The organism is Pantoea sp. Cy-639 (assembly GCF_011752525.1).
Lineage (GTDB): Bacteria > Pseudomonadota > Gammaproteobacteria > Pseudomonadales > Pseudomonadaceae > Aquipseudomonas.
The window spans coordinates 113,153-131,493 of record NZ_VWXI01000006.1; the positions used below are offsets into that span (position 1 = coordinate 113,153).

The 18,341-nt window shown below is 65.2% G+C and carries 21 protein-coding genes and 1 tRNA gene; 10 read left to right on the top strand and 12 right to left on the bottom strand.

Going from position 1 to position 18,341, the window contains the following annotated elements; all coding sequences use genetic code 11:
• Nucleotides 1–7 precede the first annotated feature (7 nt).
• The 7 genes from F3J43_RS09770 to F3J43_RS09800 all read left to right on the top strand — a co-directional run bounded on the left by F3J43_RS09770 (nt 8) and on the right by F3J43_RS09800 (nt 9,027).
• Entirely contained in the window at nt 8–2,968 is a 2,961-nt protein-coding gene (locus tag F3J43_RS09770; RefSeq protein ID WP_166885227.1) for a serine/threonine-protein kinase, read from the top strand.
• The gene (locus F3J43_RS09775; protein WP_166885230.1) at nt 2,968–3,672 is read left to right on the top strand and encodes an ATP-binding cassette domain-containing protein; all 705 of its coding nucleotides are present in this window, start codon (nt 2,968–2,970) and stop codon (nt 3,670–3,672) included. The genes F3J43_RS09770 and F3J43_RS09775 overlap by 1 nt, the downstream gene beginning before the upstream one ends.
• Nucleotides 3,672–4,874, top strand: a complete 1,203-nt coding sequence (locus F3J43_RS09780) for an ABC transporter permease family protein (RefSeq protein WP_166885232.1) — start codon at nt 3,672–3,674, stop codon at nt 4,872–4,874. Before F3J43_RS09775 ends, F3J43_RS09780 begins: the two co-directional genes overlap by 1 nt.
• Complete coding sequence (locus tag F3J43_RS09785) at nt 4,867–6,633, top strand: formylglycine-generating enzyme family protein (RefSeq protein ID WP_166885234.1); 1,767 nt, start codon at nt 4,867–4,869, stop codon at nt 6,631–6,633. The genes F3J43_RS09780 and F3J43_RS09785 overlap by 8 nt, the downstream gene beginning before the upstream one ends.
• A 76-nt stretch (nt 6,634–6,709) precedes the next feature.
• Nucleotides 6,710–7,627 (top strand): type VI secretion system-associated lipoprotein TagQ, encoded by a 918-nt coding sequence (gene tagQ / locus F3J43_RS09790; protein WP_166885236.1) that lies wholly within the window; start codon nt 6,710–6,712, stop codon nt 7,625–7,627.
• Between the two features lie 81 nt (nt 7,628–7,708).
• Nucleotides 7,709–8,611, top strand: coding sequence for an Ssp4 family T6SS effector (gene ssp4, locus F3J43_RS09795; RefSeq protein WP_166885238.1), 903 nt, complete (start codon nt 7,709–7,711; stop codon nt 8,609–8,611).
• The gene (locus F3J43_RS09800) at nt 8,608–9,027 is read left to right on the top strand and encodes a hypothetical protein (RefSeq protein ID WP_166885240.1); all 420 of its coding nucleotides are present in this window, start codon (nt 8,608–8,610) and stop codon (nt 9,025–9,027) included. Before ssp4 ends, F3J43_RS09800 begins: the two co-directional genes overlap by 4 nt.
• A 58-nt stretch (nt 9,028–9,085) precedes the next feature.
• Here the strand turns inward: F3J43_RS09800 and F3J43_RS09805 are convergent, their stop codons facing one another.
• Nucleotides 9,086–9,283: a DUF3079 domain-containing protein gene (locus tag F3J43_RS09805; protein ID WP_166885242.1), complete on the bottom strand. Its 198-nt coding sequence runs from the start codon at nt 9,281–9,283 to the stop codon at nt 9,086–9,088.
• A gap of 77 nt (nt 9,284–9,360) precedes the next feature.
• Entirely contained in the window at nt 9,361–10,503 is a 1,143-nt protein-coding gene (gene nirK, locus F3J43_RS09810) for a copper-containing nitrite reductase (RefSeq protein ID WP_166885244.1), read from the bottom strand.
• A gap of 171 nt (nt 10,504–10,674) precedes the next feature.
• Between nirK and F3J43_RS09815 the strand changes: the two genes are divergently transcribed.
• Nucleotides 10,675–10,890: a hypothetical protein gene (locus tag F3J43_RS09815; protein WP_166885246.1), complete on the top strand. Its 216-nt coding sequence runs from the start codon at nt 10,675–10,677 to the stop codon at nt 10,888–10,890.
• 69 nt (nt 10,891–10,959) lie between these two features.
• On the opposite strand, the gene F3J43_RS09820 is transcribed toward F3J43_RS09815, so the two are convergent.
• The 5 genes from F3J43_RS09820 to F3J43_RS09840 form a co-directional block, all read right to left on the bottom strand.
• Nucleotides 10,960–11,035, bottom strand: a tRNA-Thr gene (locus tag F3J43_RS09820).
• A gap of 98 nt (nt 11,036–11,133) precedes the next feature.
• Entirely contained in the window at nt 11,134–11,385 is a 252-nt protein-coding gene (locus tag F3J43_RS09825; protein WP_205297763.1) for a hypothetical protein, read from the bottom strand.
• 21 nt (nt 11,386–11,406) lie between these two features.
• Complete coding sequence (locus F3J43_RS09830; protein ID WP_166885248.1) at nt 11,407–11,787, bottom strand: Aq_678 family protein; 381 nt, start codon at nt 11,785–11,787, stop codon at nt 11,407–11,409.
• Nucleotides 11,788–11,805: 18 nt separating this feature from the next.
• Nucleotides 11,806–12,012, bottom strand: a complete 207-nt coding sequence (locus tag F3J43_RS09835; RefSeq protein WP_166885250.1) for a helix-turn-helix domain-containing protein — start codon at nt 12,010–12,012, stop codon at nt 11,806–11,808.
• Nucleotides 12,013–12,021: 9 nt separating this feature from the next.
• Nucleotides 12,022–12,600 carry a hypothetical protein gene (locus tag F3J43_RS09840; RefSeq protein WP_166885252.1) on the bottom strand — a complete coding sequence of 193 codons (579 nt, stop codon included), beginning with the start codon at nt 12,598–12,600 and terminating at the stop codon, nt 12,022–12,024.
• A gap of 514 nt (nt 12,601–13,114) precedes the next feature.
• On the opposite strand from F3J43_RS09840, the gene F3J43_RS09845 reads away from it, so the two are divergent.
• Both F3J43_RS09845 and mdtI read left to right on the top strand, forming a co-directional pair.
• A complete protein-coding gene (locus F3J43_RS09845; RefSeq protein WP_166885254.1) occupies nt 13,115–13,474 on the top strand; it encodes an SMR family transporter in 360 nt (119 codons plus the stop codon).
• Complete coding sequence (gene mdtI, locus F3J43_RS09850) at nt 13,468–13,785, top strand: multidrug/spermidine efflux SMR transporter subunit MdtI (protein ID WP_166885256.1); 318 nt, start codon at nt 13,468–13,470, stop codon at nt 13,783–13,785. The genes F3J43_RS09845 and mdtI overlap by 7 nt, the downstream gene beginning before the upstream one ends.
• A 250-nt stretch (nt 13,786–14,035) precedes the next feature.
• Here mdtI and F3J43_RS09855 read toward each other — a convergent pair whose 3' ends face one another.
• The 5 genes from F3J43_RS09855 to F3J43_RS09875 all read right to left on the bottom strand — a co-directional run bounded on the left by F3J43_RS09855 (nt 14,036) and on the right by F3J43_RS09875 (nt 18,339).
• Nucleotides 14,036–15,256, bottom strand: a complete 1,221-nt coding sequence (locus F3J43_RS09855; RefSeq protein WP_166885258.1) for a methyltransferase — start codon at nt 15,254–15,256, stop codon at nt 14,036–14,038.
• A gap of 97 nt (nt 15,257–15,353) precedes the next feature.
• Entirely contained in the window at nt 15,354–16,043 is a 690-nt protein-coding gene (locus F3J43_RS09860) for an ABC transporter permease (RefSeq protein WP_166885260.1), read from the bottom strand.
• Nucleotides 16,044–16,736, bottom strand: a complete 693-nt coding sequence (locus F3J43_RS09865) for an ABC transporter permease (protein ID WP_166885262.1) — start codon at nt 16,734–16,736, stop codon at nt 16,044–16,046.
• A 56-nt stretch (nt 16,737–16,792) separates the two neighbouring features.
• Nucleotides 16,793–17,554, bottom strand: coding sequence for an ABC transporter substrate-binding protein (locus F3J43_RS09870; RefSeq protein ID WP_166885264.1), 762 nt, complete (start codon nt 17,552–17,554; stop codon nt 16,793–16,795).
• A gap of 11 nt (nt 17,555–17,565) precedes the next feature.
• Complete coding sequence (locus F3J43_RS09875) at nt 17,566–18,339, bottom strand: ABC transporter ATP-binding protein (RefSeq protein WP_166885266.1); 774 nt, start codon at nt 18,337–18,339, stop codon at nt 17,566–17,568.
• Nucleotides 18,340–18,341 lie beyond the last annotated feature (2 nt).

Below are 18,341 nucleotides of genomic sequence, written 5' to 3' on the forward strand. Positions count from 1 at the left end.
AGACACCATGGACATGCAGATTCCCGGATTCGACATCGACCGCGAGATTGGCCAGGGTGCCATGGCCAGCGTGTACCTGGCCACGCAGCGCTCTCTGGAGCGCAAGGTGGCGCTTAAGATCATGGCGGCAAGCCTGGCGGCCGACCCGACCTTCTGCGAGCGCTTTCTGCGCGAGGGGCGCACCCTGGCGCGGCTGGCGCACCCGAACATCGCCACCATCCACGACATCGGCAATGTCGGCGAGTTGTACTACATGGCCATGGAGTACCTGCCCAACGGCACGCTGAAGGAACGCATCGCCCATGGACTCACGCCCGAACAGGGGCTGGCGTACGTACGCCAGATCGCCCAGGCGCTGGGCTATGCCCATGCCCAGGGCCTGGTGCACCGGGATGTGAAACCGGCCAACATCCTGTTCCGCGCCGACGGCGCCGCCGTGCTGTCGGACTTCGGTATCGCCAAGTCGCTGGATGACCGCACCCAGTTCACCCAGGCCGGCTTCGCCGTCGGCACACCCAGCTACATGAGCCCGGAGCAGGCCCGTGGCCTGGAGATCGACGGACGTGCCGACCTGTACGCGCTGGGCGTGGTGCTCTACGAGATCCTGGTCGGCAAGCTGCCCTACAACGGCAACGATGCGCTGTCGACGGCGCTGGCGCACCTGACCGAGCCGTTACCGGCGCTGCCTGTCGAACATGGCCGTTATCAGGACATCCTGCGTGGGCTGTTGGCCAAAGAGCCGGACGAGCGCTTCGCCGATGCCGCCGCGCTGCTCGCTGCGCTGGATCGGTTGGGTGCTCAGGAGCAGGACGGCACGGTGATCAGGCCGTTGGCCGTGACGGCGCCGGTGGTGCCGGGGCCGGAGGCGGTCACGCCTCATCCTGCGGCGAGCGAACCGGCGCCACGCGCGGCAAACGGGCCGCCGGCGACGGCGAGGTCCGATGCCAGCCGGCCGGCCAAGGCCGTGCTGGCGGTGGCCATCGCCGTGGCATTGGGCCTGGGTGGAGCGTTCTTCTGGCTGCTCGATGGTCACGACGAGGCGCCGCCAACACAGGCTGCGCAGGGACAGGCGCCAACCCCGCCTGAGACAACGGCGGTGGTCGGTACCGACGAGGGCCGTCCGTTGCTGATGGCAGGCAAGAAAACCCTGTTCCAGCGTGTGCTGGTCAAGCCAGGCGCACAGTTGATGGCCAAGCCTGGCGACGCTTCGGGCGAGCCGTTGCCGGCGTTTTCCGTGCTCTATGTCTATCAGCGCAAGGACGTTGGCGGCCAGGCCTGGCTGCAAGTCGGCGCCGCCAGCGACGGTCAGCGCGAAGGCTGGTTGGCGGCCGCGCAGGCCAGCGACTGGAAACAGAGCCTGGTGCTCAAGTTCACCGAGCGTTCGGGGCGTTCGCCGGTGATGTTCATGCGCCAGGCAGACGATGTGCAGCGCCTGCTCGACGACACTGCCAAGGCCCGCGACAGCCTGCTCAAGGCGCAGAACCAGCCCGACCAGGTGCCACAGGTGCTGGCGCTCGAGCCGGCTGCCAGCGCCGTGCCGCAGAACCAGTTCTACCTGATGCCGATCTTCGACTATCGCGAAACCTTCGATGCCGATGGCCAGCCGTTGCAGTTGCTCAACATCGCCTCCATCGATCCCGGTACCAGCCAGCCCAGTGCTGCGCCGCAGGCCGCTGGCGTGGCGTTGGCCGACAACAGTTTCCGCACCGGTATCGTCCTGGTGGTCGATACCTCGGTATCGATGCAGCCCTATATCGATCGGGTGCGCCAGGTGGTCGCCGAACTGCAGCAACAACTGGCCGCCCGAGGCGAGCTGGACAGCGTCAGCTTCGGCCTGGTGGGTTTTCGCAACAGCGTCAAGCGCACCCCGGGCCTCGACTACCTGAGCAAGACCCTGGTCAGCCTGGAAGAGGGCCGCGACCCTGCGCGCTTCCTCAAGGCCGCTGCCCAGGTGAAGGCCACCCAGGTGTCCAGCCATTCGTTCAACGAGGACGCCTTCGCCGGTGTGATGCAAGCGGTCGAGGGCATGGACTGGTCGGGTTATGGCGGGCGGATCATCCTGCTGGTCAGCGACGCCGGAGCGTTGCGCAAGAACGACCCGTTCAGCAGCACCCGGATGAACGAAGCCGAGGTCCGCCAGGCCGCGCTGAGCAAGCAGATCAAGATCTACGCGCTGCACCTGCGCACTCCGGCAGGCGTGAAAAACCATGCTTCGGCCGAGAGCCAGTACCGGGTACTCACTGCCGACAGCAACCCGCAGATCGGCGACCTCTATGTCGGCGTGCCTGGCGGCGAGATCGGCGCGTTCGGCGATCGCGTGCGCGAGATCGGCTCGACTTTCGCCGAACTGGTGCATCAGGTACGCAACCAGCAGCCGCAGGCCGTGCCGCTGCTGACTTCGGCGGCGAGCCTGGCGGCCAAGACCCAGGCCATCGGCTACGCCATGCACATGGATTTCCTCGGCCGTCACGCTGCCAGCCAGGCACCGCAGCTGGTCAGCGCCTGGACCGCCGACCGCGACCTGACCAATCCGGCGCTGCCGACCCTGCAGGTGTGCGTGATGCTGAGCCGGCTGCAACTCAACGACTTGCAGCAGTCGCTCAAGCTGATCGTCGACGCCGCCCGCAAGACCCGCAGCTCGCCTGGCGACTTCTTCGCCGAGATCGCCAGCGCCAGTGCCTACATGAGCCGTGATCCCGATGCCTTGCGCAAGGGGGCCAACCTGGCCCAGGGCGGTGTGCTTGGCGAATACCTCGAAGGCCTGCCGTACCGCAGCAAATCCCTGAGCATGACCCAGGACCTGTGGCTGTCGCTGTCGGTGGCGGAGCAGGAAGACTTCATCGACGAGCTGGATTCGAAAATCCGCTTGTACGAGACCTTCCACAATGACATGGCCAACTGGGTGCGCTTCGGCAATGCCGAGCCAGGCGACGCCTTGTACCGTGTCCCGTTGTCGACGCTGCCGTGATGATCCGCCTGGACGGTGTGCGCAAGACGCGCGGGCAGGGTGCCCAGCGCTACAGCCTGCAGGTCGACGGCCTGGTGCTGGCGGCTGGCGAGCGGTTGGCGCTGGTTGGCCCCAGCGGTTGTGGCAAGAGCACCTTGCTCGACCTGCTGGCGCTGGTGCTGGCACCGGATGTCGCCGAGGCGTTCGAGCTGGGCGGCGAAGACATCGCCAGGTTGTGGCGGGCCCGCCAGCTAGACCGCCTGGCGAGCCTGCGCAGCCGCCAGTTGGGCTATGTGCTGCAGGCCGGGGGGCTGCTCGGCTACCTCGATGTGCGTGGCAACATCCGCCTGCCACGCCAGTTGCTGGGCTTGTCCGACGACGGCAGCGTCGAGCGTCTGGCCCAAGCGCTGGATGTGCACGAGCAACTCGGCAAGAGGCCTGCGAGCCTGTCCATCGGGCAGCGTCAGCGGGTCAGCTGCGCTCGCGCGCTGGCCCATGCCCCGGCCCTGTTATTGGCTGACGAGCCTACCGCGGCGCTGGATCCGGTCAACGCCGGGCGGGTGATGCAACTGCTGCTGGGCGAGGCAGGGCGGCGCCGGGTGACGTGTGTGATCGCCACCCATGATCAGACCCTGGCCGAGGCCGCAGGGCTGGCCGTGCTGCGCATGACCTGCCGCCGCGATGCCGATGGCGGCGTCACGGCCACCGTGGAGCGTTCGGTCTGATGCGCCCGCTGCTGATCGCCGGGCTGGCCTGGCAGGACTACCGCCACGAGGCGCGCCTGTCAGCCTGCGGCGTGCTGGCGCTGGTGGCGGTGATCGCGCCGTTGCTGGTGCTGTTCGGGCTGAAGTTCGGTCTGGTCGGCAGCCTGACCGAACGCCTGCAACGCGACCCCGGTGTGCGCGAGATCATTCCGCTGGGAGGCGGGCGTTTCCGTGCCGCGTTCATCGAGGAACTGGCACGCCAGCCTGGGGTGGCTTTTGCCATCCCGCGTACCCGGCAGATCGCGGCGACTGCCGAACTGCTGCTGCCGGCGCAGGGGCGTGGTGTCACGGTCGAGATGTTGCCGACCGCCGAGGGCGATCCTCTGTTGCAGGAGGTGGTGCCGCCTGCCGGCCTGCAGCAGGTAGTGCTGAGCCTGACTGCGGCGCAGAAGCTCGGGGCCAAGGCTGGCGACGAACTGCAGGCCAGCTTCAGTCGCCAGCAAGCCGGGCAGGTGCAATGGCGCCAGACCCGCCTGCAGGTGGTCGCGGTGCTACCGCTGGCGGCCTTCGAGCGTGACGCCCTGTTCGCTTCCCTGGCCTTGCTCGAGGCTGTCGAGGACTACCGCGATGGCCGTGCCGTACCGGCGCTGGGCTGGCAGGGCGAAGTCCGCCCAGCGCAGGCCGCACGGATATATCCGGCGTTCCGTCTCTATGCCCGCGAACTGGGCGATGTCGAGCCGTTGCGGCGAATGCTTGCCGAGCGCCGGCTGCTGGTTTCCACCCAGGCGGCGCAGATTGCCCAGGTGCAGTCCTTGAGCCGCAACCTCGACCTGGTGTTCTGGATCATCGCCAGCCTGGCCGTGGCCGGTGCCGTGGCGGCCGTCGCCGCAGGTGCCCTGGCGGCCGTTGCGCGCAAGCAGCGCGAGCTGGCGGTACTGCGCCTGCTGGGCTTCGGCAGTGCGGCGCTGTTGCTGTTCGTCATCTGCCAGGCGCTCTACAGCGCAGTGCTGGCCGGTGCCGTGGCGGGATTGCTGTACCTGCTGGCCGAGCAGGGTCTCAACCGATTGTTCATGCAGGTGCCCGGCGAGTACGCCAGCCACTTGTTGCCTGTGCACTATCTCGTTGCGCTGTGCGTCGTGCTGCTGGCCAGCACCGCCGCCGCCGCCCTGGGCGGCTGGCGTGTCGCACGTGTCGATCCTTGCCAAGGAATCCGTGATGTCTGACCTTCGCCTCGGGGCTGCGGCCCTGATCCTCTGCACGCTAAGCCTGGGCGGCTGTTCCCAGGCCGATGGCGATGACAAGGCCAAGCCGGCGGCGCCGTCCCAGGTCGCCGCCGACAGCCGACTGGACAACCCCAAGCCCCTGCCGGGCGATGTGAGCCTGCCGCTGCCGTGCGGCGGCGAACTGGTGCTGCGCAGCGTCTACGTATTGGCCCAGGGCAGCCTCGACGATCGCGAGGTCAACCTTGGCTACCCCTTCAGCGAGGGCGAGGATGGCTACCGGCAGTCGTTCATCTCCGGTTATCGGCGCGACTACATCAACGGCCAGTTCCGCTTGCAGGACCTGGCGCCGCAATGGCAGGCGGCGGTCGGGCCGAGCCTGCCGGAGGTCGAGAAGGGCAGCCCGCTGACACCGATGATGTACTTCATCGGCAAGTACGAGGTGACCGCGCGCCAGTACGCCCAGGTCATGGCCCAGGCCCAGTCGCTGGCCGACGGCGGCGCTGCGCCGGCCTGCGAGGCGAACGGCGACGCGGCGGGCCGGTTGCCAAAGGTCAGGCTTTCGCGGTTCGAGGCCGAGCGCTTCGGTGCGGTCTACAGTGCCTGGCTGATGAAGCATCACCGCGACCTGCTGCCGGTCAGCGGGCGTGACGGCAAGGCGCAGGAGGGCGGTATCGGTTTCGTGCGCCTGCCCACCGAGGTGGAATGGGAGTTCGCTGCCCGAGGCGGCTCGGCGGTCAGTCGCCAGGAGCTGGAGGGGCGGTTGTTCCCACGCAAGGTCGAGGGTTCCGACAGCGAGGGTCCACTGGCTGACTTCGCGGTGTTCAATCAGGTGGCCGGAGGCACTGGGCAAGCCGCGCGGCTGATGCCGATCGGCACCCGGCAACCCAACCCGCTGGGTCTGTTCGACATGATCGGCAACGCCGCCGAGATGGTCCAGGAGTCGTTCCAGCTGGTTCACGCTGGCCGTCGCCAGGGCGCCTATGGCGGCTTCGTGGTCAAGGGCGGCAACTACCTCGAAGGCGAGGGTACGCTGTTCACCGGTATGCGCCGCGAGTACCCGCTGTTCGCTGCCGACGGCACCGAGCAGCGTAACGAGACCACAGGCTTCCGGGTGGCCATCGGCGCCTTGTCGGCGCCGCGCTCGCGCTATCCGGAGCTGTTCGAGCAATGGCAGAAGGAGGGGCGCCTGGCCGGTCTGACCGATGACATCGAGGCCAGCCAGGACCCGACCCAGCGCCTGGACAGCATCATTGCCGCCAGCCACGACCCGCGCCAGCAGGCTGAGCTGGGCTTGGTCAACGAAGAGCTCAAGCGCAATGTCTCGTTGATCGCCCGCCAGCGCGAGGAAGCCGCCGGCAACCTGATCCAGTCCGCCGCGCTGGTGGCCGAGACCATCAACAACTACAACATCCGCCTGACCAACCTGCAGAGCACTCAGGCCAAGGCCGAGGCCGCTGGCGACCAGGCCAGCGCCCGCCTGTATGGCGCCGCCATCGCCAATGGCCGCGCGGCGCTCGACGGTGCCGTGGCGATCTACATCGACAACCTGGCCAGCGGTACGCGCTACACCGACGCGGTGATTCAGGCGCAGTTCCAGCGGGTCAAGGAAGAACTCAACCGCAAGCCGGTCCTGGGCAACAGCCTGGTGACCCGCGCCACCCTGTTCGTCCGCCACGTTGGGGAGTACCGCCAGAACCGGCGGGCCGATCCGGCGACGATCCTCAAGGAGCTGCTGGTATCGGCCGCTCCGCGACGCTAAGGACAGCTTCGACGCCAAGCCATCCCGGGCGGCATGAGGCCCCCGGACATCGACACCACCAGGAGAGAACCTGACCATGTTCACCCGCAAAGCTCTGATCAACACCTCCCAGGCCCGTACCGCGTTGCTGCTGGCTGCCGGCTTCAGCACCGTGCTGCTGAGTGGCTGCGCCAGCTCGCCGACCTCCAAGGTCGGCGCCACGACCAAGGTAGAGTACTACCCCAACTGCTATGAGCCGGTTCAGCACCTGCGCGCCACCGACGGCGACATGACCCGCTCGGTCGCCACCGGCGCGCTGCTGGGCGCGGTCGGTGGTGCCCTGACCGGCGCCCTGGTCGACAAAGACAACCGTGGTCGCAACGCCGCCATCGGCGCGGCCGGTGGTGCCCTGGTCGGTGGTGCCGCTGGCTACTACACCGAGCGCCAGAAACAGATCAGCGACGACCGCCAGCGTATTGCCTCCTATGCCGGTGACATCGACAAGAGCGCCGCCGACCTGGATCGCACCACCGCCTACGCCAAGTCCTCGCAGAGCTGCTATCAGCGTGAATTCTCCAGCCTGATCCAGAACCGCAAGAGTGGCCGCATCAACGACAGCGAAGGGCGCAAGCGCCTGGCCGAGATCGTCTCGGGCCTGCAGGAGTCGAACAACCTGCTGGGTGCTGTCAATGGCCGCGTCGGCGAGAACCTCGACAACTACACCCAGGCCTATGAACAGGACCTCAAGCAGGTCGGCGTGCCGCGTACCGCAGTGGTCGCAGCGGTCGAGCCACCCAAGCCCGTCAGTGGCAAGAAGGGCGGCGCCAAGGTCCAGCCCAAGGTCGACAAGGCCGTGCCGCAGGAGGCGCTGACCACCGAGAAGACCCTGCAGAACGCCAACGGCAAGAAGGCCCAGGCCCAGCAGGTTGCCAAGGCCGGCCAGGACCAGGTCAACAGCATGTGCCGCAACCCGGACATGGGTGACTGGGCGCCGGTGCCGTGCCCGAACGTGTAATGCCTTGAGCATGGCCGTGGGAGCGCCGTGATCGCTCCCGCGGACCGTGCGCTCCAGTTTTTCACTGCAAGGAGCCCTGCCGTGACTGACCTTCTGGCCAACAGCCTGGCCAACAGCTCGCAACAGTTCGCCCGTCAGCGCATCCAGGCGCGGATCAACCTGCCGCAGATGTTCGCCGCCATCGATGCCGACCCGCGTATCGTCGGTGCTGGCGTGGTGTACATCGATGCCCACTACAACATCGTCACCCTGCGTGAGTTTCAACCCATCTGCAGCATCAGGCCCAAGCGGGTGATCCTGCGCGAGATCAAGAAATACCAGACCCCCGACCAGTACACCCAGCAACTGCAGCACAACCCGCGGGAGTCCCGGGTGGTCAAGGAGGCGATCAACACCAGCCTGTCCTGTGCCGGCGCGGTGATCGGCTGGTTCGTGGTCTTCAGCGGCACCATCGCCGCGCCGTTTTCCGGTGGCACCAGCCTGGTGCTGACCTATGTCGGTGGCGCCGCCGCCACTGCCAGCAGCATCCAGTGCGGCATCGGCGTGATGCGCACGGTACGCGAGGTGACCAACCCGGCCGCCAACGACGCCCTGGACGAAAACCAGTGGTACCAGGCCGCTTCCATGGTTCTCGACGGTGTGTCGTTGCTGGGGGTCGGCGCTTCCGGACTCACCACCCTGAAGTACCTGCAGGTGCACAAGGCCGCCACCGGGCGCAGTTGGCTGGAACTGTCCAAGACACTCAGCCGTCAGCAGCGCAAGGCGCTGACCGAGGAACTGCTGTCGATCAAGCATCCGAGCCTGACCGCCAAGCAGCTCAAGTTGCAGCAGGTGGCCGGTACCTTGCCCAAGCGCTACACCCCGACCGAGATCAGCCATGCCACGCAGACACTGTTGCGCGATTCGCTAGGCGCCACCCTGGGTCTGGCCGGCAGCGCGACGATGCAGAGCATTGCCGTGGGGCTTTACGAGGAAATCGAATGATGGCCGACAACGGCGACTTCCAGGCCTTCATGGCCCGTTACTTCCCGATCTTCCTGCTGGGCTTTTTCACCTCGTTGCTGGCGGTGGCGCTGGCGGTGACGCTATGGGTCGATGGCCATTGGCGCGGGCACCCGGACAATGCGTTGTACAGCGTGGGGGCCTGCGGTGGCCTGGTGCTGTTGCTGTGCATCGGCCACTTCGTGATGATCCGCGGGCTGCGTTGGGCGACGTGGGTGGTGCTGGCAGGGCCGGTGGTGGCGCTGCTGATGGCGCTGAGCCTGATCGGCAGCGGCCAGGACCGGGTGTTGCTGGCGGTCATGCTGGGGCTGCCATTGCTGGCGCTGCTGGTCTTCAACACCGCCCGGCACCGGGAAATGCGCCAGCGGCTGGTGGCGTTGCGACAGGCGCGCCGGTAGCAGCAATAACTGCTCATCCGGTACGCCCTGGGCCTGGTCCGGCAGGAGCCGATGTCTGTCAGGGCTGGTGGGCTTTTTCGAGCGGCTTGTCGAGCCGATTCTCGAAGCTGTCCCAGTCCTCGCCGAACAGCTCCAGCGGATGCATGGTGCGATCCGCGCCGTTGCCACAGGCCAGCGCCTTGGCCGGGCAATACAGGTCGCACCCCCAGCAGATCCGTTCGGGATGGCTGGGGTTCGCGGGAAATTTCTTGGCCATGGTCTCCCTCCCTGAAGTGGATGCCTGCACTCAGGCTATGCCGCGCATGGCCAAGGGGCTTGACCGGGGTCAACCCGCTAGCGGATCGGCCCAGGTGCCTCCAGCTGTTTCATCAGGTCGTCGTTCCACTGCCCCTCGACCTGCACATGGGCGGCAGCGCCGAGCATCACCGCCTCGATCAGGTTGTGGTTGAGGTAGGTGTACAGGCCTGGCTGGCGGAAGGTGTACAGCGCCGTGCCGGCCGCGCCACCGGGGATGAACCAGGTCTCGAGGTTGCGCTGCGGCGGGTTGGCGAACTTGCCGGAGGCCCACACGTAGTCGCCATGGCCTCCGATCAGGTGCGGGCGGGTATCACGGTTGGCCTGCGAATGGACGATCAGCACACGCTCGCCAACCTTGGCGGTGAGCGCCTGCTTGCCGGTGAGGGCGCCGACGCTGCCATTGAATACCACATGGGTCGGCACCAGCCCCTTCATCAGCTGGCTCATCTCGGCGAAGCTGGCCATCGGCGTGGGGTAGCGCTTGTACTTGCCGTCCTGGTCGCGGGGGAGGTAGTAGTCCTGCTCGCCGATGTACCAGGCCGTGTCGTACTGCAGTGGCCGGCCCTCGGGGTCTTTCAGGCCATCGCGCGGCAGCACCATGACTGCGCCGTTCATGCCGCACACCACATGCCAGGGGATCATCGAGCCGCCCGGAGCGCAGTGGTAGACGAACACCCCGGCGCGATCGGCCTTGAAGCGCAGTTTCACCTGCTCGCCGGGCTTCACATGGGTCAGCTCGCCGCCGCCGAGGGCGCCAGTGGAGGCATGGAAGTCGATGTTGTGCATCATGCTGTTGCTGGCCGGATTGACCAGCGTGAGCTCCACGTAGTCGCCCTCGTGCACCACCATCAGCGGCCCGGGCACCGAGCCGTTGAAGGTCATGGCATGGATGTAGGCGCCATTGCCATCGACCGCCAGTTCCTTTTCCTCGATGACCATGCGGAACTCGACGATTCGCGGCTGGCCGGGCGCGCGTTGGCTGTGGGCATGGACCTGTGGTGGCGCGACCAGTTCGACCTTGACCCGCTCCAGCTTGGCCAGGTCCGCCGCCGGCGCTTTCGCCGCTGCCGGTGCGGCCTGGGCCAGGCCGCTGCCCAGCACGGTACCGCCAACCCCCAGCAGCACACCACCGGCAAGGATGCCGCGGCGGGTCAGGGCTACGCCTTGTTGTTCACTCATGGGACTTCTCCTTAAGTCGACGAAAGCCGTCGGCGACAGGATTACCCATTTTTTGTGTGTGGTTTATTGAGCGAAAACAATAAGTGGAGGGGCGAGCGGGGTGTCGCAATGATGGCTGGGAGCTACGCTGTCTGGGGACCGTTGCGACGCGTATTGCAAGGAGAGCATGGCGTGAGCCGTTTCGTCAGTTTCGAGATCACCAATCACCGTCAGTACGTGGTCAGTGTGGACCGTATCGTGGCGCTGTATCCGCTGGCCCAGGAACGGACCTTCGCCAAGGGCGGCATCGTGCTGATCAGCGGGCTGGGCAAGGAGGGCGCGAATGTAGCGCTGGAGCTGAGCGGGCCGGAGATCCGCAAGCTGCAGAAGACGTTGGTGCATGAGTGAGGGGGGGGGGATGGGAGAGGGTTGGCCCCCCAGAAACACGAAAGCCCCGCGTAGCGGGGCTTTTGAATATGGTGCCGGCACCAGGAATCGAACCCGGGACCTACTGATTACAAGTCAGTTGCTCTACCATCTGAGCTATACCGGCACAGGGGCGTCATTATAGCGATGGATTTGCGCCTGTAAACCACTTCCTCGCATCCACCACACAATCCCCTAAGTCACCGCGCTGAAAGGAGAATTTTCCTACCAGCCGCGGTGGATGGAGTTGACGCTCGGTTCGGGTTGTCCAGGGTTGAAGAACAGCTTGCCGTTGTCGCAGCCGCGCTTGCGGCAGGAGCCGTCGAGGTTGTGCAGCGGCAGGCCGCGATCGCCGCCCAGCTGCATGCCGGGCATGTTCCAGTCCAGCGGCGCGGGACGGCTCGAGGACAGGTCGTTGGCGCAGCCGGTCATGGCCAGGGCGACGGTGAGCAGGGCGAAGGGCTTGGTGTGTTTCACGATGTCGGGTCCGTTCCGGGGTCAGTCTTTGTTCAGGATGCGCTGGATGGTGCCGCCACAGGCCATGTAACAGGTGTCGTAGTCAGCGCCGCAGCTGTAGCTGCTCCCCGATGAATAGGGGTAACTGGGGTAGTAGCAACTGCGACGTGCTTCCTTTTTGCTCTTGCCGTTCTGGCAGTACTGGTAGGCCCGCATCTCGGCCTGGTACACCGCGCGCTGGTTGTTTTCCTGCAGGCGGTTCATCTGCTGGCAGTGGTTGCGCTCCACCGAGCAACTGTTGATGCAGTTCATGCCATGCGCACTGGGCGGCGGCGAGTACCTATAGCTGTAGCTCGGGCCGCAGCCAGTGAGCGACAGTCCGGCCAGTACGACGACGGCCAGCATCTTGCGCGAAAATTCCATGGGTGTTGCGGTCCTTGATCATTCCTCGCTGAACTCCAGCAGGTCGCCGGGTTGGCAGTTCAGCGCGCGGCACAGCTTCTCGAGGGTCTCGATCTTGAAACCCTTGATCTTGCCGTTCTTCAGCAGCGACAGGTTGGCTTCCGTGATACCGATGATTTCCGCCAGGTCCTTGGAACGCATCTTGTTCCTGGCCATGACGACGTCGAGGCGGATGATTATCGGCATGGGGAGCGGTTAGACATAACAGTTGTGTTCATCGCTGATGGTCTTGGCGTCACGCATGAGCAGCGAGAAGGCGCACAGCAGGATGCCTTTCATGATCTCGTAGACAGCCTGCGATGATACACCGATCGAGACGTTGAAGCTCCTTTCCCCGGCCGGCAGGTCGATGGCCAGGGCCAGGCCTTGCAGGGTGTAGGTCACCGGCCACAGCAGCGGCGTGCCGATGCACAGCAGGCCGACCCACCACAGCAGCTTGATGTTGGATGAGGTCCAGGTCTGGCCCTTGGACAGACGATGGAAGAACAGGCCGGTCAGGGCCAGGGCCAGGACCGAGACGCCCGACAGGATCATCTCCACCACCAGCACCAGGCCGATGGCCAGCGACGATGCCTGGTAGCCGGGCGCCAGCAGCAGGGGCATGGTTTCGCCGTGGATCTGCAGGTAGGTGGACTGGATTTCCGGGAAGTCGAATGCGAAGAGCAAGGGCGTGCCCAGCAGCTCGATCATGGCTGTGGTCCAAGCCAGGTATGCAGCGCATGCGCCGATGGTGCGTAGGCGCGAACGCGCATAGGCCACGGATCTACTGTTCATGGGGTGCCTCCGTACAGTGATGAACGAGGCGGATTATTCTTGATTAATTATCGTAATACAATAATTAATTCGCTGTATTCGTCAGTGGCGACGGTTTGTCGCAGCTCTGGGTCATCAGCCAGCCGCTGCAACGGAGGCAGGCTTCATGAGCCGCGTAGCGCCTCATTGATGCAAGCAAGCTGCTTCCACGGGCTGATCCTGGAATGTCGGGCGGGGAATATAATTTACGAAGCTTTCAGCAAGCTTTAAGGGACTTTCCCTGAGAGACGCAAGACAAGCGCGAGAAATTATTAGTTTCTAGCTATCATTTTGACTTAATCGATCATCTGAGTTAATCTTCTGTTCATTATGTTGAACAGTAAAGCTTTCAAGCTCCTCTCTACCTCCCGCCTGGTTTCCCGTGAGCGTCACTGGACCGGCGACCTCTAGCCCCACCCTCCCTTCACAGCCTTGAACATTCCTGTCCGGCGCCGATGACTGCGCGCCCGGCTGCTGTCGCCCATGGGAGGGCACCATGCGTTCCTGGATCTATCTGGTCGTTGCCATCACCGCCGAGGTGATCGGTACGGCGTCGATGAAACTCGCCGCCACTCATTTCCCCGTGATGGGGCTTGTCGTCATGTACGGCATGATCTGTCTGTCGTATTTCTTCCTGGCCCTGGCGGTCAAGCGCGTGCCGGTCGGCGTGGCCTATGCATTGTGGGAAGGAATCGGCATCGTGCTGATCACCCTGGTCAGCGTGCTCTGGCTCGGCGAAAGCCTGGGCTGGACCAAGGCCCTGGGCCTGGCGGTGATGATCGCTGGCATCCTGCTGGTCAAGGCCGGCACCCGCAGCAAGGCTGTCGAGGCTGAAGGGGAGGCGCTGCCATGCTGATTCCATTCGCCTGGCTGGGCCTGGCCATCGTGCTGGAAGTGCTGGCCAACCTGCTGCTCAAGTATTCCGATGGTTTCCGCCGCAAGGGCCTGGGCCTGGCCTCGATCCTCTGCGTGCTGGCGGCGTTCACCGCGCTGGCCCAGGCCGTGCAGGATATCGAGCTGTCGCTGGCCTACGCCATCTGGGGCGGCTTCGGCATTCTCGCCACCGTGGCCATGGGCTGGGCCTTGTTCGGTCAGCGCCTGGCCGGTCGTGGCTGGCTGGGCCTGGTCTTGCTGCTGGTGGGCATGAGCCTGCTCAAACTGGCCTGAAGCGCGCATCGTTCAGGGGTGTTCGATGCACCTGGCCGGAAGGCTTATGCACAAGAGGCATTTATCTCTTGCGCGAAAGGCATGCCAGCAGGCGCTACCGCTGATCTTTGCGCAAAGGCCTGTTTTTACTGGTTTCCAGCTGAAAAGCGGAATAAGCCAGGCGATCCAAATAGCGTTTGGATCCAAACGGCGACGTATTTCATCACAAGCTTGTTCACAGAGTTATCCACAGGGTTCAGGCCTTGCGCGGCTATTCGTCGCGCTCGCCCAGCACCATCAGGTTGCGTGGCGTGAGCGGGTAGTCGCAGAACACTCCGACACTGACCGCATAGCCCTGTTCCTGGAGGAACAGGGCGCGGTCCAGCACCAGCCACATCTCCAATGGCCGGCGGAACAGGTTACGGACCAGCTCGAGGTTGCGAACTTCGGCCAGACGCTGCCAGCCGGCCGCTTCCAGCGCGGGCCAGTCGGGTTGGCCCTGCAGCTCGACCTGCCGGAGCTCGGCGAGGTCGCGGCAGTAGCGTTCGAAGTCTTTTTCCAGCCAGCTGACCGGTAGCGAGGGGGTCGACAGGTACTGGTCGACACCGCGTTGCTGGCGTTGCAGCAGGTCGAATCCCAGACGTCGGGCCATCGAGATATCACGCTGGCGCCGCACCCGGGCACTGGAGGTCACTGCCTCGGTCAGTGGCAGGCCCAGGTCATCCTGGCTCAGGTGCAGGGTCGAGGCCTTGGCGGCCTGCGACATCGGCTGGTAGGCCTTGCCAGGAATCCGGTTGTAGCAGCAAGGCGCGATCGCGATCTGCCGGCAGCCTTGCTGGCTGGCCAGTTGCAGCAGGCGCACGTGCAGCTCGCCGCAGGCGTGCAGGGCGACGGCGCTCTTGGCGTTATCCAGGTGGCGGACGCTGTCGGGGGCCAGTACATCCTGCTGCACATGCTCGGCGGCCAGATGGTGATGGTCGCTGAGGGCCTGGCCAGCTTTGACCAACTCGCCGTCATGCTCCAGGCAGGTCAGTCGCTGGCCTGGCCGTAGCAGGCGCCGGCCCAGGTGGCCCTTGCCAGAGCACCAGTCCAGCCAGTGCGCTGCGGGTTGGCGGAAGGCCAGGCGGCGACTGAAGGCTTCGATCTGTTGCCACTTGCGACCCGGGACATTGACGTCGAGACGGTGGCCCGGCGAGTGCAGGCCGATGTCGGGCAACTCGCCCAGGCTGGACAGTCGCAGGGCTTCGTTGGCCAGCTCCGTGAAGGGCGCAGGGGCAGGCAGCCGTTCGGGGTGTTGCTGGGCGGCTTCGGCCTCGTCCAGGCTGCGCTGGCGCAGCCAGGTGGACAGCCCAGGGTAGTGGCTCTCCCAGCTCAGGCACGGCTCGGTGAAGGGGCGCGGGCGCCACAGGTGCTGGTGCTGGAGCAGGAAATCGTCGAGGGCGTCGAAGCGCTCGAGCAGGAGCTGGGCGTGGAGGTGGGTGGTCGTGTTCATGGAAGCACCGGGGCGCTATGGGAGGGGAGCGTCTTGCGCTCCATCGCCGGCAAGGCCGACACCTGCAGGGGCTGCAGGTGTCGGGGTCGTTACGGTTTCAGCGGCCCTGGCAGGCGTCCACTCGTAGCCAGCGTTCCAGCAGCTTGAAGCCTTGCACCAGCAGGAACGAGATCACCAGGTAGAACACGCCCGCGGCGAAGAAGATCTCCACCGGCAGGTAGGTCCGCGCGATGATGGTCCGCGCCATGCCGGTCAGTTCCAGCAGCGTCACGGTGCTGGCCAGGGCGCTGGCCTTGAGCATCAGGATCACTTCGTTGCTGTAGGCCGGCAGGCCGATGCGCGTGGCGCGCGGCAGCATGATGTAGAACAGCGTCTTGGCCCGCGACATGCCCAGCGCACGGGCCGCTTCGATCTCGCCCTTGGGGATCGACTGCAACGCGCCACGCAGGATCTCGGCGATGTAGGCGGCGGTGTGCAGGGTCATGGTCACCACCGTGCACCAGAACGGATCGCGCAGGTACGGCCACAGCGAGCTCTCGCGGACCACGTCGAACTGCGCCAGGCCGTAGTAGACCAGGAACAGCTGCACCAGCAGCGGCGTGCCGCGGAAGAAGAAGATATAGCCGTAGGGCAGGGCGCGCACGTACCAGTGGCGCGAGGAGCGGGCGATCCCCAGAGGGATGGCCAGGATCAGCCCGGCGATGACCGCGATGGCCACCAGCTCCAGGGTCAGAGTCGCGCCCTGGGCCAGGCGTGGCAGCCACTTGATGATGACTTCCCAGTTCATTTATTCGGCCCTCATGAAGCCGCGAGCGGCGCGCTTTTCCAGGAAGTGCATGCCGATCATGGCGATGATGGTCAGGCCCAGGTAGATGCAGGCGGCCACCATGTAGAAGGTGAAGGGCTGCTTGGTCACGGTCACGCCGATCTGGGCGTGGCGCATGATCTCTTCAAGGCCGATCACCGACACCAGGGCGGTGTCCTTCATCAGGATCATGAACAGGTTGCCCAGGCCCGGCAGGGCGATGCGCCACATCTGCGGCAGGATCAGCCGCGAGAAGATCCGCGCCTTGGACAGGCCCAGGGCGATGCCGGCCTCGCGGTGCCCCTTGGGGATCGCCAGGATGGCGCCGCGGAAGACTTCGGTGGCATAGGCCCCGAAGCACAGGCCGAGGGCGATCACGCCGGCGGCGAAGGCGTTGAGCTCCAGGCCGGGAATGTTCAGGGCCTCGCCAAGCCGGTTCATCAGGCTGACGGTGCCGAAGTAGATCAGCAGGACCCAGAGCAGCTCGGGTACGCCGCGGACCAGGGTGGAGTAGAAACCACCGAGCCATTGCAGGGGCTTGAAGGGCGAGGTCTTCGCCAGGGCGCCAAGCAGCCCCAGCACCAACCCGAGGCACAGGGCCGACAACGCCAGTTTGACGGTCATCAGCGTCCCGGCCAGCAAGGCCGGACCGAATCCGTAAAGATCAATATTCATGGGCAGGTTTGTTCAAGGGACAGGCACCGCCGCCAGGCGGTACCTGTCGGGGCGAATCAATAGATGCTGAACGGGAAGTACTTGTCGTTGATCTTCTTGTAGGTGCCGTCGGCGACGATTTCCTTCAGCGCGGCGTTGAGCTTGTTGCGCAGCTCGTTGTCGCCCTTGCGCACGGCGATGCCGACCTTGTCGCTGTCGTTCACCGGTTCACCCTTGAACTCGTAGTCCTGGCCAGCCTTGGACTTGAGCCAGTCGTAGTTGGCGTACTTGTCCGCCAGCAGGGCGTCGACACGGCCGGAGGTCAGGTCCAGGTAGGCGTTTTCCTGGGTGTCGTAGAGCTTGACGGTGAAGTCGCCTTCCATGCCGCCGTGGTCATCCAGCCAGATGGCTGCCTGGGTCGAACGCTGGGTACCGATGGTCTTGCCCTTGAGCGCGGCGGGGTCGGTCTTGAAGTCGACCTTCTTCGGCGCGATGAACTGCTGCTTGTTCGAGTAGTACGGATCGGTGAAGTCCACGGCCTGCTTGCGCTCGTCGGTGATCGACAGCGACGAGATGATGAAGTCGAACTTCTTGGCGTTCAGCGACGGGATGATGCCGTCCCAGTCGGAGGTGACCACTTCGCACTCGACTTTCATCTTGGCGCACAGGGCGTCGCCGATGTCCTTGTCGAAGCCGACGACCTGGCCGCTGGCATCCTTGTTGTTGAACGGTGGGTAGGCGGCCTCGATACCCATGCGCAGTTTCTCTGCGGCCAGGGCGTTGGCCGACATCACCAGCGTGGCGGCAGCTGCCAGGAGGAACTTCTTGTAGGTCTGCATGTAGTGCTCCGTTAGCGATGGCTGGACATGAATTGCTTGCAACGCGCCGAGGTCGGGTTCTCGAAGACCTGCTGCGGCGATCCCTGCTCTTCGACCAGGCCCTGGTGCAGGAAGACCACTTCGCTGGACACCTGGCGGGCAAAGTTCATCTCGTGCGTCACCAGCAGCATGGTACGGCCTTCTTCGGCCAGGGCGCGGATGACGTTAAGCACTTCCTGGACCATTTCCGGATCGAGCGCCGAGGTCGGCTCGTCGAACAGGATGACCTTGGGCTTCATGGCCAGGGTACGGGCGATGGCGGCGCGCTGTTGCTGGCCACCGGAAAGCTGGGCGGGGTAGCTGTGACGCTTGTCGAAGATGCCGACCTTGTTCAGCAGGGCTTCGGCGTGCTCGATGGCCTCGGCCTTGCTCTGGCCGAGCACGCGGCGTGGCGCCTCGATGATGTTGTCGAGGATCGACATGTGCGGCCACAGGTTGAAGTTCTGGAAGACGAAGCCGATCTCGCTGCGCAGGCGGTTGATCTGGCGGCTGTCGGCGGCGATCAGGTCGCCGTTCTTCTGCGCCTTGAGCTTGAGGGCCTCGCCGGCGACGAGGATTTCGCCCTGGTGCGGGTTCTCGAGCAGGTTGATGCAACGCAGCAGGGTGGACTTGCCGGAGCCGGACGACCCCAGGATGGAGATCACGTCACCGTCGCGCGCGGTCAGCGAAATACCCTTGAGAATTTCCTGCTCGCCATAGCGTTTGTGCAGGTTGCGGATTTCCAGCGCGGGCGTGGCCTGGGCCATGT